General features: G+C 67.9%; 16 protein-coding genes and 1 pseudogene. 10 read left to right on the top strand and 7 right to left on the bottom strand.

What is annotated here, in order from left to right:
• Positions 1-50: 50 nt before the first annotated feature.
• Both PI86_RS13630 and PI86_RS13625 read left to right on the top strand, forming a co-directional pair.
• The gene (locus PI86_RS13630) at positions 51-524 is read left to right on the top strand and encodes a pilus assembly protein (RefSeq protein ID WP_039323505.1); all 474 of its coding nucleotides are present in this window, start codon (positions 51-53) and stop codon (positions 522-524) included.
• Entirely contained in the window at positions 521-973 is a 453-nt protein-coding gene (locus PI86_RS13625) for a type IV pilin protein (RefSeq protein ID WP_039323335.1), read from the top strand. Before PI86_RS13630 ends, PI86_RS13625 begins: the two co-directional genes overlap by 4 nt.
• Before the next feature lie 65 nt (positions 974-1,038).
• Here PI86_RS13625 and PI86_RS13620 read toward each other — a convergent pair whose 3' ends face one another.
• From PI86_RS13620 to PI86_RS13610, 3 genes are all read right to left on the bottom strand, one after another.
• Positions 1,039-1,482: a DUF3318 domain-containing protein gene (locus PI86_RS13620; protein ID WP_014897955.1), complete on the bottom strand. Its 444-nt coding sequence runs from the start codon at positions 1,480-1,482 to the stop codon at positions 1,039-1,041.
• 43 nt (positions 1,483-1,525) lie between these two features.
• Positions 1,526-1,915 (bottom strand): phage holin family protein, encoded by a 390-nt coding sequence (locus PI86_RS13615; RefSeq protein WP_039323332.1) that lies wholly within the window; start codon positions 1,913-1,915, stop codon positions 1,526-1,528.
• A 123-nt stretch (positions 1,916-2,038) separates the two neighbouring features.
• Complete coding sequence (locus tag PI86_RS13610) at positions 2,039-2,341, bottom strand: DUF883 family protein (protein WP_006754606.1); 303 nt, start codon at positions 2,339-2,341, stop codon at positions 2,039-2,041.
• Between the two features lie 316 nt (positions 2,342-2,657).
• On the opposite strand from PI86_RS13610, the gene PI86_RS13605 reads away from it, so the two are divergent.
• The gene (locus PI86_RS13605) at positions 2,658-3,296 is read left to right on the top strand and encodes a peroxiredoxin (protein ID WP_014897953.1); all 639 of its coding nucleotides are present in this window, start codon (positions 2,658-2,660) and stop codon (positions 3,294-3,296) included.
• Positions 3,297-3,433: 137 nt separating this feature from the next.
• Here PI86_RS13605 and PI86_RS13600 read toward each other — a convergent pair whose 3' ends face one another.
• Positions 3,434-4,621 carry an acyl-CoA dehydrogenase gene (locus tag PI86_RS13600; protein ID WP_039323327.1) on the bottom strand — a complete coding sequence of 396 codons (1,188 nt, stop codon included), beginning with the start codon at positions 4,619-4,621 and terminating at the stop codon, positions 3,434-3,436.
• Between the two features lie 76 nt (positions 4,622-4,697).
• Between PI86_RS13600 and PI86_RS13595 the strand changes: the two genes are divergently transcribed.
• Together PI86_RS13595 and PI86_RS13590 are read left to right on the top strand one after the other, a co-directional pair.
• Positions 4,698-5,489 (top strand): IclR family transcriptional regulator, encoded by a 792-nt coding sequence (locus PI86_RS13595; RefSeq protein WP_039323325.1) that lies wholly within the window; start codon positions 4,698-4,700, stop codon positions 5,487-5,489.
• Between the two features lie 126 nt (positions 5,490-5,615).
• Positions 5,616-6,026 carry a GFA family protein gene (locus PI86_RS13590; protein ID WP_039323322.1) on the top strand — a complete coding sequence of 137 codons (411 nt, stop codon included), beginning with the start codon at positions 5,616-5,618 and terminating at the stop codon, positions 6,024-6,026.
• A 234-nt stretch (positions 6,027-6,260) separates the two neighbouring features.
• Here the strand turns inward: PI86_RS13590 and PI86_RS13585 are convergent, their stop codons facing one another.
• A complete protein-coding gene (locus tag PI86_RS13585; protein WP_014897949.1) occupies positions 6,261-7,064 on the bottom strand; it encodes an EAL domain-containing protein in 804 nt (267 codons plus the stop codon).
• A 381-nt stretch (positions 7,065-7,445) separates the two neighbouring features.
• Between PI86_RS13585 and PI86_RS13580 the strand changes: the two genes are divergently transcribed.
• The 5 genes from PI86_RS13580 to fahA are packed head-to-tail and all read left to right on the top strand — an operon-like array spanning position 7,446 to position 13,399.
• The gene (locus PI86_RS13580; RefSeq protein ID WP_082012237.1) at positions 7,446-9,122 is read left to right on the top strand and encodes an FAD-dependent oxidoreductase; all 1,677 of its coding nucleotides are present in this window, start codon (positions 7,446-7,448) and stop codon (positions 9,120-9,122) included.
• A 29-nt stretch (positions 9,123-9,151) separates the two neighbouring features.
• On the top strand, positions 9,152-9,382 hold the full coding sequence (locus PI86_RS13575; protein WP_014897947.1) for a DUF2783 domain-containing protein: 231 nt from the start codon (positions 9,152-9,154) through the stop codon (positions 9,380-9,382).
• Positions 9,379-10,743 (top strand): MFS transporter, encoded by a 1,365-nt coding sequence (locus PI86_RS13570; RefSeq protein WP_039323318.1) that lies wholly within the window; start codon positions 9,379-9,381, stop codon positions 10,741-10,743. Before PI86_RS13575 ends, PI86_RS13570 begins: the two co-directional genes overlap by 4 nt.
• Before the next feature lie 20 nt (positions 10,744-10,763).
• Positions 10,764-12,098: a homogentisate 1,2-dioxygenase gene (gene hmgA, locus PI86_RS13565; RefSeq protein WP_039323316.1), complete on the top strand. Its 1,335-nt coding sequence runs from the start codon at positions 10,764-10,766 to the stop codon at positions 12,096-12,098.
• Complete coding sequence (gene fahA / locus PI86_RS13560; RefSeq protein ID WP_039323314.1) at positions 12,095-13,399, top strand: fumarylacetoacetase; 1,305 nt, start codon at positions 12,095-12,097, stop codon at positions 13,397-13,399. The genes hmgA and fahA overlap by 4 nt, the downstream gene beginning before the upstream one ends.
• A 159-nt stretch (positions 13,400-13,558) precedes the next feature.
• Here the strand turns inward: fahA and PI86_RS13555 are convergent, their stop codons facing one another.
• Positions 13,559-14,719: an MFS transporter gene (locus PI86_RS13555; RefSeq protein ID WP_039323313.1), complete on the bottom strand. Its 1,161-nt coding sequence runs from the start codon at positions 14,717-14,719 to the stop codon at positions 13,559-13,561.
• A 108-nt stretch (positions 14,720-14,827) separates the two neighbouring features.
• A pseudogene (locus tag PI86_RS13550) lies at positions 14,828-15,195 on the bottom strand (MFS transporter); the annotation flags it as partial.

Raw genomic sequence — 15,195 nt, 5'->3', positions numbered from 1 at the left:
CCGCCAACCACGGCTGGCGTCGCGACGCGGGCCTTGCGTTGCCTGCGGTGATCGCGGTCGGTGCGGCCGTAGCAGTGCTGACCGGCACATGGTTCGAATCCGCGCTGACGGAATCGCGTCGCACGCGTGCGTTGTCGGATCGGTTGATCGCGTTCCACGCGGCCGATGCTGCGCTGGCCGCTTGTACCGTGCAATTGCTGCGCGGCATGGCGCCGTACATCGAGGAATCCGCCTCGGACGCGAAGCCGAATGCCGAGCCGGACGCGTGGCGGCGCACGCCAGCGCTGGGCGTCGCCGAGGCATTCCCGCCGTTCGCGTCCTGGCCGATGGCGGTCCAGCCGCCGCGTTGCCTCATCGAAGCATGGCGAGGCGTCGGTCCGGCAGGCAGCCGCGCTTACCTCGTCACCGCGCGTGGTGTCGGCGGCCACGCGTCGAGCGTCGTCTGGCTGCAGCGTCAGGTCGCGCTACGCGACGGCAGCATCGTTGCGCAGCGCTGGCGTCGTGTCGCGGCGGTGCATCCATGACCGGACGAACGCTGCTGCGCCGATCGGCGGCATTCACGTTGCTCGAGCTGATGATCGTGCTCGCGATCGTCGCCGTGCTGGCCGGATGGGGCATCCCGTCGTATCGCGAGCATGTCGCGCGCACGCATCGCGCGTCCGTGGTTGCCGCGCTGTATCGGGCGGCTCAGTATCTCGAAACGCTCGACGGCGCGCCGCCGCAGACGTTGCCGGAAGCATTCCGCCAGGCGCCGCCGGACGGGCAGCCGGTCTATCGCGTGGTGCTGCGGCGCCCGGTCGGCGACGATGTGCCGGTGGTCTACGAGCTCGTCGCGAGCCCGCTCGACACAGGCCCGATGCGCGACGACGCATGCGGGGCATTCACGCTGCGTTCGGACGGAACGAAAGGCAATGCGGGATCGAGCGACGGCGATGCGAACGCACCGGATCCGGCATGCTGGGGCGTGCGTTGATGACGCGCGGGAAACGCGCGGAACACGCGCGACGGCACATGGCCGTGCGCATGTGTCGTGGCGTGTCAGTCGTCGTTCGCAGCGCTGCCGCGCTCATTGCGCGACTGCTTCCAGATCCGGTAGATCTCCCACGCGGCGAACCCGACGCTGCCCCACTTCAGCGCGGGGCCCGCGCTCGCGCGCAGCAGCGAGCGAACGGGTTTCGCCAGCACGAGCGATGCGAGCGAACTCAGCATCGGATACTGGTTGACGAGCTGGCCGAGGCTCGCGTTCAGGTTCCTCGCGGACTGGCTGAACTTGTTGCTGGAGAGGCCGGGGATCAACACCTTGAGCCAGCTGAAGCGCGTGACGGCCTGGCGCATTTCGGCGGAGGCTTCTGCAAGCTCCAGCCGCTCGACCTCGGATCGCAGGATCAGCAGCTCCTTGCGGAGCGCGCGATGCTGCGACGCGGTCCAGTTCGATCGCGACGAATGGGGGCGGGGTGAATTGCCCGTGACGTTCTGGCTCATGGCGCGTCGGCGAAGTAGGTGAGAGGGGCGAACGCGACTGCGTTCACGGCTTGCCGCGGAATATTTCGCGGTCTTTCTCGAGTTCGTGGAGCGTGGCTTCGAACACGGTCGGCGCATCGCGCAGCCCCGAGCGTGCCTTCAGTGCGCACCCGATGCCGCTGACGGCGTACAGCACGGTGATCGCCGCGAGCGACTGCCAGCGATAGGTGTCCCAGAACGCGATCGTAATGAGCACGGTCAGGCTGATGAGCGCCATCGTCGCGAGCATCATCGCCGCGAGCCCGAGGAACAGCACGCCCATCAGGCGTTCCTTCTCCTCGGCGAGTTCGATGCCAACCAGTTCGAGGCGCGTTTGCAGGAGGCCGATTGCGGAGCCGACGAGGCGGCGCAGCGGTCCCTGGCCGGACGGCTGCGGGTGGGTGTCTGTCGTCATGGATAAGGCGCTTGCGCGCGCAGTGAGCGGCTAGGTCAAAGCCAGCCGGCGGCAAACCGCCGGCTGGCTTCGGCACCCATGGGCCGCATGGGCGGCACATGGGGCTAAACGGCGCTGAGCGCGTTACTTGCGGTTGATCAGCAAACCGATCAGCACGCCGACGCCGGCTGCGACGCCGATCGACGTCCACGGATGCTCGTGCACGTAATCGTCGGTCGCGCGCGCGGCCTTCTTGCCTTTCTCGACCACCACGACCTGGACGTCGGTTGCCTTTTCCTTGGCCTGCTTCAGGCGCGACATGGCTTTCTCGCGCAGCTCGGCCGCACGGTCGCCCGTGCTGCTCGCCGCTTGCTTGAGCAGATCCTCGGCGTCCGCGAGAACGGTTTTGATATCCGACATCAGTTTCTCCTTGTTGATTTCCGACATTGCAACTCCCTTCGTGCTGTCATGCTGCAGGTTCACATCGTAGCGAAACGCCTGCCCGCTGGCGAGCCGGGACGATACACGACGGCAGCGCAAGACTGCATGGTAAACGACTCGTAATCGTCAACAGAGCCGCCAACGGGAAGAAAAGTTTCCTTTGCTGTCGTCCGCCCCGTTCGGCCAACGGGTAAAAATGACAAAAAAGTATGAATATCGAACGTAATAATCGTTCGCATGTCCCATTGCTTCCCGTAAGCTGATGGACTGCCCGCGCCGACAGCGCGCGGTTTCAACCAGCATCGTTCGAGGAGGGAACATCATGGGTCTGCGTCTTGGTGACATCGCACCGGATTTCGAGCAGGAATCGAGCCTGGGCAGTATCAAGTTTCACGAATGGCTCGGCGACGGCTGGGGCGTCTTGTTCTCCCACCCGGCCGACTACACGCCGGTGTGCACGACGGAGCTCGGGCTGACCGCGAAGCTGAAGGGCGAATTCGAGAAACGCAACGTCAAGGTGATCGCGCTGTCGGTCGACGGCGTCGAATCGCACAAGGGCTGGATCAACGACATCAACGAAACGCAGTCGACGGTCGTCGGTTTCCCGATCATCGCCGACGCGGACCGCAAGGTTTCGGAACTGTACGACATGATCCACCCGAACGCGAACGAAACGCTGACGGTGCGCTCGCTGTTCGTGATCGACCCGAACAAGAAGGTGCGGCTCATCATCACCTATCCGGCCAGCACGGGCCGCAACTTCGACGAAGTGCTGCGCGTGATCGACTCGCTGCAGCTGACCGACAACTACAAGGTCGCGACGCCCGGCAACTGGAAGGACGGCGACGACGTCGTGATCGTGCCGTCGCTGCAGGATCCGGACGAGCTGAAGCAGCGCTTCCCGAAGGGCTTCAACGCGGTGCGTCCGTACCTGCGCCTCACGCCGCAGCCGAACAAGTAAGCAGCGGTTGCCGCAGCGGCGGCGCGTGACGAGCGCGGGCGCCGATGAAAACGGCCCGCCCGGCAGCGATGCCGGGCGGGCCGTGTCGTTTCAGCGCGAGCGGTGCGGCGGGCGTGCCGCGTACTCCGCGCGAATCATCAGAAGAATGCCTGGATGCCCGTCTGCGCGCGGCCGAGGATCAGCGCATGGATGTCGTGCGTGCCTTCGTACGTGTTGACCACTTCGAGGTTCACGAGGTGGCGCGCGACGCCGAATTCGTCCGAGATGCCGTTGCCGCCGAGCATGTCGCGTGCGAGCCGCGCGATGTCGAGCGACTTGCCGCACGAGTTGCGCTTCATGATCGACGTGATCTCGACGGCCGCCGTGCCTTCGTCTTTCATCCGGCCGAGACGCAGCACGCCCTGCAGGCCGAGCGTGATTTCGGTCTGCATGTCGGCGAGCTTCTTCTGGATCAGCTGGTTCGCGGCGAGCGGCCGGCCGAACTGCTGGCGGTCGAGCACGTACTGGCGCGCGGTGTGCCAGCACGATTCGGCCGCGCCGAGCGCGCCCCAGGCGATCCCGTAGCGTGCCGAGTTCAGGCACGTGAACGGGCCGCGCAGGCCGCTCACGTTCGGCATCAGGTTCTCTTCGGGGACGAACACGTCGTCGAGGACGATCTCGCCGGTGATCGACGCGCGCAGTCCGACCTTGCCGTGGATCGTGGGCGCCGACAGGCCCTTCCAGCCCTTCTCGAGGAGGAAGCCGCGGATCGCATCCTTGCCGTTTTCTTCCAGCTTGGCCCACACGACGAACACGTCGGCGATCGGCGAGTTGGTGATCCACATCTTCGCGCCGGACAGCGAATAGCCGCCGGGCACCTTCTTCGCGCGCGTGACCATGCTGCCCGGGTCGGAGCCGTGGTTCGGCTCGGTCAGCCCGAAGCAGCCGATCCATTCGCCACTCGCGAGCTTCGGCAGGTATTTCTGCTTTTGCGCGTCCGAGCCGAATTCGTAGATCGGCACCATCACCAGCGACGATTGCACGGACATCATCGAGCGGTAGCCGGAATCGACGCGCTCGACCTCGCGCGCGATCAGGCCGTAGCTCACGTAATTGAGGCCGGGGCCGCCGTATTCCTCCGGAATCGTCGGGCCGAGCAGCCCGACTTCACCCATCTCGCGGAAGATCTCGGCGTCGGTGCGTTCATGGCGGAACGCCTCGGTGACGCGCGGCGCGAGCTTGTCCTGCGCATAGGCGTGCGCGGCATCGCGCACCATCCGCTCTTCTTCGGTCAGTTGCTGGTTGAGCAGCAGCGGATCGTCCCAATGAAAAGTTGCAGCGCTCATCGTTTCATCTCCTCGCTTGACTGGAGTTCCGCTCTGCGGAACAATGTTTTGCAAATTGAACCCAGTGTAGCATCAGATGCCGCTTTCAACCATCGACGAAACCACGATCGACGAACGCAAGTTCGTCGTTGCGCTCGCGCGCGGGCTCGACCTGCTGCGCGCATTCCGGCCCGGCGAGACGATGCTGGGCAATCGCGACTTCGCGGAGCGCACCGGGCTGCCGAAGGCGACGGTGAACCGGCTCGCCTATACGCTGACCGTGCTCGGCTACCTGCGCTACGACGAGACGCTCGGAAAGTATGCGCTCGACGCCGGCGTGCTGTCGCTCGGCTACGCATTGCTGTCCGGCTCGGGCACCATCGATCTCGCGCGGCCGCACATGCAGGCGCTCGCACGAGAGATCGGCGCGGCCGTGTCGCTCGGCTGCCGCGACGGGCTCGACATGATCTATCTGGAAACGATCCGCAGCGAAACCGCGCTGACGCTCGGGCTCGCACCCGGGTCGCGGCTGTCGATGCTGACGAGCTCGATGGGTCGCGCGTACCTGGCCGTGCAGCCGGAGGACGTGCGCCGTGCGCTCTATGCGGATCTGCACCGCGCGGCGGGCGGCGCGGCCGACGCGGATGCGCTCGTGGCTGCCGCGCAGCAAGCGGTGGCCGAATTCTCCGCGGGCGGATGCTGCTATTCGTTCCGCGCGTGGCACATGGACGTGAACGCGGCGGCCGTGCCGTTTCGCGAGCCGCGCGAGGGGCGCTGGCTGATCCTGAGCTGCAGCGGGCCGGCGTCGTCGATGGACGAGGAAGTGTTCCGCACGCAGGTCGGGCCGAAGCTGAAGGCGCTCGCGCAGCGGCTCGGGCAGACAGCCTGAGACGGACACCGCAAGCGACGCATCGCCGGGAGGGGCTCGGGAACGGGAGGGGGCGCAGCCGCCCGTTGCGTCGCGGGTGAACCGCATTCATCATCGTTCACCAGCTTCCCGACGACGAGGTTCGCGATGTCACACCCGGAAACGATGGAAGGCGGTTGCGCATGCGGTGCGATCCGCTACCGGATCACCGGCATTCCGACCGATGCAGGTTTTTGCCATTGCCGGCTCTGCCAGCGCACGACGGGCGCGGCGGTCGTCGCGTCGGCATCGGTGCCGCTCGACGCGTTCGACTATCTGCAGGGCGAGCCGACGGTCTACGCGTCGAGCGCGTGGGGCGAGCGGCGCTTCTGCGGCCGCTGCGGCGCGCAGCTCGAGTATCGGCTGGCCGATGCGGCGACGACCGTGGAAATCAACTATGCAACGCTCGACGAGCCGGCGCGGCTGCGTCCCGCGTGGCACGTCTGGTACGGGGATCGCTTCCCGGGCATCGAGATCGACGACGATCTGCCGAAATACGCGGACGGCGGAAGAGACTAGGCTGCGGCCATCAACGGCGACACGGCGGCATCGAGCACGCGAGCGTGTTCAACGCAGGCTCGACCTTTGCGCGTGACGGACAAAGCACCGCGTATCGCGCGGCATTGCGCCACGAGCGACCCCGCGCACCACACCCCGACCCCGCCGCAACACACTTGCTGAACCGAATCCACGATCCGGCGCGACGCTCCCCGCGAGCCGGCTGCTCCCGCGAGCCGGCCGCCACGCCGTCAATCACGCCGGCACGACTTTCGCGAACACCGGCCCCTGCATGAACCGCACGTCGTGCTGGCGCAGCAGCTCGCACTGCGTCTCGTCGACGACGCCGTCGAAAATCAGCGGAATCCGCACGCGCTGCGCATACGCGACCAGCGCCTTCACCATCCCGTCGCGCAGCGCGATGCCCGCATCCATCTTGATGTAGTCGGGCCGCGCCATCTCCGATTCGACCGCGAGGATGCGGCCCGGGTCGGGCAGCTTGTCCGCGACCTTGAAGCCGTGATGCTGGTAGCTGCGCGTCAGGTAGCCGAGGAAGGTCTTGTGCGCGACCGCGACCGCCGGCAGCTCGATCACGATCCGCTCGACCGGCAGCCCGAAGCGCTGCAGCACCGACGAGAAATGCTTGCCGTGGTCGTACTTCACGCTCTTGAGCAGCCGTTCGTGCACGCGCAGGAACAGCAGCCCGTGGCGCTGCGCGCCGAAGAAGTTGATCGCGTGCAGCGCGCGCGACAACCGGTCGATCGCGACAAGCGCCTGGTCGTCCACGGCCGAGTCGACCGGATCGTGTGCGGCGCCGGTGACGAGCGTGACGGCCTGGAAGCCGAGTTCGTCGCCATAGCGCTCGATCGCATCGGCGAACGAGGTCGACTGCGGCGCGCCCGGCATCGTCACGTCGTAGATCGGGTCGTACGCACTGGCGAGCGTGCGCTCCGGCAGATTCGCGCACGCGGTGCCGCCGTCGGCGAGCGCAAGGTGTTCCCGTAGATACGGCAGTTGCCCGGCGCGGGCGACCAGCTCGGGAATGTTGGGCGGAATCATCGGCGTAGAACGGAAAAATGGCGGCCGAAAGGGCCGCCTCATGTGTCGATATTAGCAGCGCGCGCCCGCCTCGGCTTGGCGTTTCGCTCATATGGTTATCCCGTCCCCGCGTCGATGGCTAGGGTTTACGTTGATTTCACTATTCGTAATTGGTTTTACTATTCGTAAATCCAAGGATTTGTCGCCGATCAAGAAAAGCGGCGTTCGGGCGCCCGGGAACGGCGCCGTTTCCCGAATCGAATCAACAGGAAGCAAGGAGCGAGACGTGGCGGTTGACTGGAAATGGACGAGCAAGGGCGGGCCGGGGCAGCGGCGGGCGACGGGCAGGGACGGAACGACGCTGCGCGCGCCGGTGTGCGCACGGCAGGGCTGAGGGAGCGGATGGCAACCATGAGCATCGATTACCAGACGCTGAAGTTCGACTACCGCCCGCGCGCGACGCGGGCCGCCGGCGATGACGCGGCGATCCACCCGGTGATCGTCGTCGGCGCGGGCCCGGTGGGCCTGTCGGCCGCGATCGACCTCGCGCAGCAGGGCGTGCCGGTCGTGCTGCTCGACGACGACGACACGTTGTCGACGGGTTCGCGCGCGATCTGCTTCGCGAAGCGCACGCTCGAGATCTTCGACCGGCTCGGCTGCGGCGAGCGCTTCGTCGACAAGGGCGTGAGCTGGCATGTCGGCAAGGTGTTCCTGCAGGACGAACAACTGTATGCATTCGACCTGCTGCCGGAGGAAGGCCACGCGCGCCCCGCGTTCATCAACCTGCAGCAGTACTACGTCGAAGGCTATCTGGCCGAGCGCGCGTTCGAGTTGCCGAACCTCGACATTCGCTGGAAGCACCAGGTGACGGGCGTCGCGCAGTCGGCGGACCATGCGGCGCTGACCGTCGAGACGCCGGAAGGCATCGAGACGCTGCGCGCGCGCTACGTGATCGCGGCCGACGGCTCGCGCAGCCCGATGCGCGCGGCGATGGGGCTCGAGAGCCGCGGCCGCACGTTCAAGGATCGCTTCCTGATCGCCGACGTGAAGATGAAGGCGGAATTCCCGACCGAGCGCTGGTTCTGGTTCGATCCGCCGTTCCACCGCAACCAGTCGGTGCTGCTGCATCGCCAGCCCGACAACGTGTGGCGCATCGACTTCCAGCTCGGCTGGGATGCCGATCCGGTCGCCGAGAAGCAGCCGGAGCGCGTGATCCCGCGCGTGCGTGCGCTGCTCGGGGCGGACGTCGAGTTCGAGCTGGAATGGGTGAGCGTTTATACGTTCCGCTGCCAGCGGATGGATACGTTCCGTCACGGCCGCGTGCTGTTCGCGGGCGATTCCGCGCACGGCGTGTCGCCGTTCGGCGCGCGCGGCGCGAACAGCGGCGTGCAGGACGCGGACAACCTCGCATGGAAGCTGAAGCTCGTGCTCGACGGCCGCTCGGACGACCGCCTGCTCGACACCTATGCGAGCGAGCGTGAGTTCGCGGCGGACGAGAACATCCGCCACTCGACACGCTCGACCGACTTCATCACGCCGAAGAGTGCGGTGTCGCGCGTGTTCCGCGACGCGACGCTGAAGCTCGCGCGCGACTGCGAGTTCGCGCGCAAGCTCGTGAACAGCGGCCGCTTGTCGGTGCCGGCCGTGCTGACCGATTCGCCGCTGAACACGCCGGACCGCACCGGCGACACGTTCGCGTGCGCGATGCGCCCGGGCGCGGCAGCGGCCGATGCGCCGGTGCGCGCGCAGGGTGCAGCGGGCTGGCTGCTGAAGCATCTGGGCGACGGCTTCGCGGGCGTGCTGTTCGGGCTGCCGGGCGACGCCGCCGCGCTCGCGCAGGCGCTCGACGGTCTCGCGCTGCCGGTGCGGCCGGTGCTGATCGTGCCGGCCGGGCACGCGAAACCGGTGGCCGGCGTCGACGTCGTGGAGGACGTCGACGGGTTCGCCGCGCAGCGCTACGACGCGAAGCCCGGCACGTTCTATCTGCTGCGCCCCGATCAGCACGTCTGCGCACGGCTGCGTGCGCTCGATCGCCAGGCGATCGCCGACGCACTGGCGCGCGCGACCTGCGCATGCTGAACACCATAACGACACCGGAGACACCCGTCATGCCCCGACTCGACACCCGCCCGCGCCTGGCCGACCCGGACGCGTTCTACGAAGCGCTGATCGACATGCATCGCGACCTGTCCGACGCCGACAGCCAGCTCGTCAACGCGAAGCTGATCCTGCTGCTCGCGAACCAGATCGGCGACGCCGACGTGCTGCGCGAGGCGATGGCGCTCGCGCGCCAGGGCGTGACGCCGCCCGTGCATCCGGCCGCCGAGGTGGCGCAATGAGCGCGGCGCCGGCCGCCGCGCGCGTGCTCGAAGTCGAGCATGTGATCGACGAGACCCATCGTCCGGGGTTTCACTGGATGCTGCTCGTGTTGTGCGGCCTGTGCCTCGTGATCGACGGTTTCGATGCGCAGGCGATGGGTTACGTCGCGCCGAGCGTGATCGCCGAATGGGGTGTGCCGAAGCAGGCGCTCGGGCCGGTGTTCAGCGCGAGCCTGTTCGGGATGCTGCTCGGCGCGCTCGGGCTGTCGGTGCTGGCCGACCGGATCGGGCGGCGCCCGGTGCTGATCGGCTCGACGCTGTTCTTCGCGGTGACGATGCTCGCGACGCCGTTCGCGGGCTCGATCCCCGTGCTGATGGCGCTGCGCTTCGTCACGGGTCTCGGTCTCGGCTGCATCATGCCGAACGCGATGGCGCTGGTCGGCGAGTTCAGCCCGGCCGCGCATCGCGTGAAGCGGATGATGATCGTGTCGTGCGGCTTCACGCTCGGCGCCGCGCTCGGCGGCTTCATCAGCGCCGCGCTGATTCCGGCGCTCGGCTGGCGCTCGGTGTTCTTCGTCGGCGGCGCGGTGCCGCTCGTGCTGACGCTCGCGATGCTCGCGCGGCTGCCCGAGTCGCTGCAGTTCCTGGTGCTGAAAGGGCGCGACGCACAGGCGCGCGGCTGGCTTGCCCGCTTCGCGCCGCAGGCCGGCATCGATGCGAACACGCGACTCGTCGTGCGCGAGCGCGCGGCGAGCGGCGCGCCGGTCGCCGAGCTGTTCCGCCATGGCCGCCTGCCGGTCACGCTGCTGCTGTGGGTCATCAGCTTCATGAACCTGATCGACCTGTACTTCCTGTCGAACTGGCTGCCGACCGTGATGCGCGACGCGGGCTATTCGCCGGGCACCGCGGTGATCGTCGGCACGGTGCTGCAGACGGGCGGCGTGATCGGCACGCTGTCGCTCGGCTGGTTCATCGAACGTTACGGCTTCGTGCGCGTGCTGTTCGCATGCTTCGCGTGTGCGGCCGTCGCGGTGGGCCTGATCGGCTCGGTTGCGCATGCGCTGCCGTGGCTGCTGCTCGTCGTGTTCGCGGGGGGCTTCTGCGTGGTCGGCGGGCAGCCGGCCGTGAATGCGCTCGCGGGCCAGTATTACCCGACGTCGCTGCGCTCGACCGGCATCGGCTGGAGCCTCGGCATCGGCCGGATCGGCTCGGTGCTCGGGCCGCTCGTCGGCGGACAACTGATTGCGCTCAACTGGACCAACGGCGCGCTGTTCCATGCGGCCGCGGTGCCCGTGCTGTGCTCGGCGCTGTTCGTGCTGGGACTGGCTGGCGTAACGCGGCGCAGCGGTGCGCAGGCGCCGAACGCTGCCATGAATTCATGAATGGATGGAGAAAGGAAACGATGACGCTTGACCTGTCGAAACCGGCGACCGCCGGCTACCTGAGCGGTTTCGGAAACGAATTCGCGACCGAGGCGCTGCCCGGCGCGCTGCCGCACGGCCGCAACTCGCCGCAGCGCGCGCCGTACGGGCTGTATGCGGAGCAGCTGTCGGGCACCGCGTTTACCGCGCCGCGCGGCCACAACCGCCGCTCGTGGCTGTACCGGATCCGGCCGGCGGCCGTGCACCGGCCGTTCGAGCCGTTCACGGGCCCGCAGCGCCTCGTGTCGGAATTCGGCGATTCGGCCGACGTGCCGCCGACGCCGCCGAACCAGCTGCGCTGGGATCCGCTGCCGATGCCGGTCGAGCCGACCGATTTCGTCGAAGGGATGGTGACGATGGCCGGCAACGGCTCGGCCGCCGCGATGAACGGCTGCGCGATCCATCTGTATGCGGCGAACCGCTCGATGCAGGACCGCTTCTTCTACAGCGCCGACGGCGAACTGCTGATCGTGCCGCAGCAGGGCCGGCTCTTCATCGCGACCGAATTCGGCCGGCTCGACGTCGAGCCGTTCGAGATCGCGGTGATCCCGCGCGGCGTGCGTTTTTCGGTCGCGCTGCCGGACGGCGACGCGCGCGGCTATCTCTGCGAGAACTTCGGCGCGCAGCTGCGCCTGCCCGACCTCGGCCCGATCGGTTCGAACGGGCTCGCGAATCCGCGCGACTTCCTGACGCCGCAGGCCGCTTACGAGGATCGCGAAGGTGCGTTCGAGCTGGTCGCGAAGCTCAACGGCCGCCTGTGGCGCGCCGACATCGGCCATTCGCCGTTCGACGTCGTCGCGTGGCACGGCAACTACGCGCCGTACAAATACGACCTGCGCCTGTTCAACACGATCGGCTCGATCAGCTTCGACCATCCCGATCCGTCGATCTTCCTCGTGCTGCAGTCGCAGAGCGATACGCCGGGCGTCGACGCGATCGACTTCGTGATCTTCCCGCCGCGCTGGCTCGCGGCCGAGGATACGTTCCGCCCGCCCTGGTTCCACCGCAACGTCGCGAGCGAGTTCATGGGGCTCGTGCACGGCGCGTATGACGCGAAGGCCGAGGGCTTCGTGCCGGGCGGCGCGAGCCTGCACAACTGCATGTCGGGCCACGGGCCCGACGCGGACACGTTCGAGAAGGCGTCCGCGGGCGACACGACGAAGCCGCACAAGGTCGACGCGACGATGGCGTTCATGTTCGAAACCCGCACGCTGATCCGGCCGACGCGCTACGCGCTCGACACCGCGCAGCTGCAGGCCGACTACTTCGAATGCTGGCAAGGCATCAAGAAACACTTCAATCCGGAGCAAAAATGAGCGACACCCAAGACTGGCGCGCGACGCTCGACCCGGCTCGCAAGAGCTGGGTCGAGACGGCGAACGATCCCGCCTGCGATTTTCCGATCCAGAACCTGCCGTTCGGGATCTTCAGCGATGCGAAGCAGGCGGCGCGCCGTGCGGGCGTCGCGCTTGGCGACCAGATCGTCGACCTCGCGGCGCTCGCGCGTGCGGGCCTCGTGACGCTGCCGGCCGGCGCCGACGTGTTCGCCGCGCCGACGCTCAACGCATTCATCGCGCTCGGTCGTGACGCATGGCGCAGCGTGCGTGTGCAACTGTCGGATCTGTTCTCGCGCGACAACGCGCGGCTGCGCGACGATGCTTCGCTGCGCTCGCAAGTGCTGGTCGCGCAGCGCGACGCGACGCTGCACCTGCCGGTCGAGATTCCCGGCTACACTGATTTCTACTCGTCGAAGGAACATGCGACCAACGTCGGTTCGATGTTCCGTGATCCGAAGAATGCGCTGCTGCCGAACTGGTCGGAGATGCCGATCGGCTACAACGGCCGCGCGTCGTCGGTGGTCGTGAGCGGCACGCCGGTGCGGCGCCCGAACGGGCAGCTGAAGCTGCCCGACCAGGAGCGCCCGGTGTTCGGCGCGTGCCGCAAGCTCGACATCGAACTGGAGACGGGCTTCATCGTCGGGCGGGGCAATGCGCTCGGCGAGCCGATCGCCTGCGAGGACGCAGAAGCGCATATCTTCGGGATGGTGCTGCTGAACGACTGGAGCGCGCGCGACATCCAGCAGTGGGAATACGTGCCGCTCGGCCCGTTCAACGCGAAGACCTTCGCGACGACGATCTCGCCGTGGATCGTCACGCTCGACGCGCTCGAACCGTTCCGCGTCGCGCAGCCCGAGCAGTCGCCGCAGCCGCTCGCGTATCTGCAGCATGCTGGCAAGCACGCGTTCGACATCGCGCTCGAAGTGACGCTGCGTGCCGAAGGCGCCGCCGAGGCGACGTCGATCTGCCGCACCAACTTCAAGCACATGTACTGGACGATGGCGCAGCAGCTCGCGCATCACACGGTCGCGGGCTGCAATACGCGGGTTGGCGACCTGATGGGTTCGGGCACGATCAGCGGGCCGACGAAGGATTCGTTCGGCAGCCTGCTCGAACTGACGTGGAACGGCAAGGAACCGCTCGCGCTGAACGATGGCGGCAGCCGTGCGTTCATCGAGGACGGCGACGAGCTCACGCTCGCGGGGTGGTGCCAGGGCGACGGCTATCGCGTCGGCTTCGGCGCGTGCGCGGGCAAGATCCTGCCCGCGCGGAGCGCGTGACGGATCGGCGCGCGACTTTTAGCAGGTAGTCCGGAAGGACAGGGCGGCCCGCATTGCGCGGGCCGTTTTCGTTTTTGCTGGCGGGCGCGGCGACGCGTGTGCGTCGATGTGTGACGCTGCGTACGAGCGTTAATGTTTGCGTCCGCGACAGCGCCGATATCAGACCGCGCGTTGCAACGCGGTGCGGCGTTCCCACAGCGCGGCCGCGACGAAGGCGGCGACGCAGACGACCAGCACGCCGATCAGCGCGTTGCTGCCCAGTTGCTCCATCAACGCGCCCGCCACCAGCGGGCCGCCGAAGCTCGCGGCGCTCCACGATGCCGACACGAGCGAGCTCGCGGTGACGAGCGCCGTGCCGCGGAAGCGTTCGCCGCACGCGACGAGCGACAGCGTGTAGATGCTGCCGGCCGCCGCGCCGAGCACGAACAGCAGCGGCCAGCACAGCCACGGGTTCGCGATCACGAACGGCAGCAGCGGCAGGCCGGCGAGCACGATCCAGCCGGAGCCGAGGTGCACGCGTTCGCGGCCGAGCTTGTCTGCGAGCCAGCCGATCGGGAATTGCATCGCGGTGTCGCCGAACAGCATGATCGACGCGAGCAGCACGGCGGTCGCGCTGGCGACGCCGTGATCCATCGCGTAGAGCGGCAGCAGTGACAGCGCGAGCGTATCGAACAGCGCGAAGAAGCCGGTGCCGATGATCAGCGCGGGCATGCGCGGCAGCACGGCGAGCCAGCTGTCGTGTGCTGCGTGATGCGCGTCGTCGCCGGCGAGCGGGGCGCGCCGGATCGTCGCGAGCGTCGGCAGCGCGAGCAGGAACAGCGCGCCGCACAGCGCGAAGCGGATGCTCGTCGCGCCCGCGATCTGGCTGACGAGCACGGGGCCTGCCATCTGGAACAGCGTGAAATTGGTCGCGTAGATTGCGACCACGCGGCCGCGCGTCGAATCGTCGGCCAGCTGGTTGACCCACGCCTCGCCGATCGTGAACAGCAGCATCAGCGCGGCGCCGCACAGCACGCGCAGCACGCCCCACACGAGCAGGTTCGACGTGAACTGCATCAGCGCGGTGGCCGCGGCGAGCAGCACGACCGACACGACGATCGCGCGGCGCGCGCCGATGCGCCGCGCGAGCGCGGTGACGAACGGGACGATGGCGAGGCCGCCGAGGGCCTGCGCGGCCGTCAGCATGCCGACGACGTTGGTGCCGTGCCCGGCCTCGGTCAGCGCGAGCGCGGTGAGCGGCATGGTGGCGCCGGTGCCGAGACCGACCACCGCGACGCTCAGGATCAGCGCGAGGAAATCACGATTGAGAATGGCTTTCATCGGCCGCGATGCTACACCGCGGGCCTTGAAAGGTCCATGAAGGCCATCAGGATCGAATGGGGTTGCGCGCGCAACGAATGCTGCGGCGCGCGGCCGGGCTGCCGCGCGTCATACGTATCCGGTCGGCCCGCTCACCGGTCGGCGTTCGAGCGACGCCGACCACAGCGTGAGCGCGAGCGCCGCGACGGCCATCGCGGCACCGACCCACGGCAGATTCACGAGCGACACGCCGGAGCCGATCGCCATCCCGCCGAGCCACGCACCGGTCGCGTTGCCGAGGTTGAACGCGCCCTGGTTCAGCGTCGACGCGAGGTTCGGTGCATCGCTCGCGCGATCGACGATCAGGATCTGCAGCGGCGGCACGATCGCGAACGCGAGGATGCCCCACACGAAGATCGTCGCGAGCATGGCGAACGGCAGGTGCATCGTGCCGGCGAGCAGCGCGAGCACGACGCCGATCAGCGCGAGCGTCGCGA

The organism is Burkholderia sp. A9 (genome assembly GCF_000801975.1).
The sequence above is the reverse complement of the archived record's forward strand: the minus strand, read 5'-3'. Positions and strand labels throughout refer to the sequence as shown.

What these genes read in the sequence shown, in the direction of transcription:
- PI86_RS13615 (WP_039323332.1), bottom strand. Translation starts at nt 1,915, where the DNA reads ATGACGACAGACACCCACCCGCAGCCGTCCGGCCAGGGACCGCTGCGC.
- PI86_RS13570 (WP_039323318.1), top strand. Translation starts at nt 9,379, where the DNA reads ATGAGCGCGGCGCCGGCCGCCGCGCGCGTGCTCGAAGTCGAGCATGTG.
- fahA (WP_039323314.1), top strand. Translation starts at nt 12,095, where the DNA reads ATGAGCGACACCCAAGACTGGCGCGCGACGCTCGACCCGGCTCGCAAG.
- PI86_RS13585 (WP_014897949.1), bottom strand. Translation starts at nt 7,064, where the DNA reads ATGATTCCGCCCAACATTCCCGAGCTGGTCGCCCGCGCCGGGCAACTG.
- PI86_RS13580 (WP_082012237.1), top strand. Translation starts at nt 7,446, where the DNA reads ATGGCAACCATGAGCATCGATTACCAGACGCTGAAGTTCGACTACCGC.
- PI86_RS13620 (WP_014897955.1), bottom strand. Translation starts at nt 1,482, where the DNA reads ATGAGCCAGAACGTCACGGGCAATTCACCCCGCCCCCATTCGTCGCGA.
- PI86_RS13605 (WP_014897953.1), top strand. Translation starts at nt 2,658, where the DNA reads ATGGGTCTGCGTCTTGGTGACATCGCACCGGATTTCGAGCAGGAATCG.
- PI86_RS13590 (WP_039323322.1), top strand. Translation starts at nt 5,616, where the DNA reads ATGTCACACCCGGAAACGATGGAAGGCGGTTGCGCATGCGGTGCGATC.
- PI86_RS13555 (WP_039323313.1), bottom strand. Translation starts at nt 14,719, where the DNA reads ATGAAAGCCATTCTCAATCGTGATTTCCTCGCGCTGATCCTGAGCGTC.
- hmgA (WP_039323316.1), top strand. Translation starts at nt 10,764, where the DNA reads ATGACGCTTGACCTGTCGAAACCGGCGACCGCCGGCTACCTGAGCGGT.
- PI86_RS13600 (WP_039323327.1), bottom strand. Translation starts at nt 4,621, where the DNA reads ATGAGCGCTGCAACTTTTCATTGGGACGATCCGCTGCTGCTCAACCAG.
- PI86_RS13595 (WP_039323325.1), top strand. Translation starts at nt 4,698, where the DNA reads ATGCCGCTTTCAACCATCGACGAAACCACGATCGACGAACGCAAGTTC.
- PI86_RS13610 (WP_006754606.1), bottom strand. Translation starts at nt 2,341, where the DNA reads ATGTCGGAAATCAACAAGGAGAAACTGATGTCGGATATCAAAACCGTT.
- PI86_RS13625 (WP_039323335.1), top strand. Translation starts at nt 521, where the DNA reads ATGACCGGACGAACGCTGCTGCGCCGATCGGCGGCATTCACGTTGCTC.
- PI86_RS13575 (WP_014897947.1), top strand. Translation starts at nt 9,152, where the DNA reads ATGCCCCGACTCGACACCCGCCCGCGCCTGGCCGACCCGGACGCGTTC.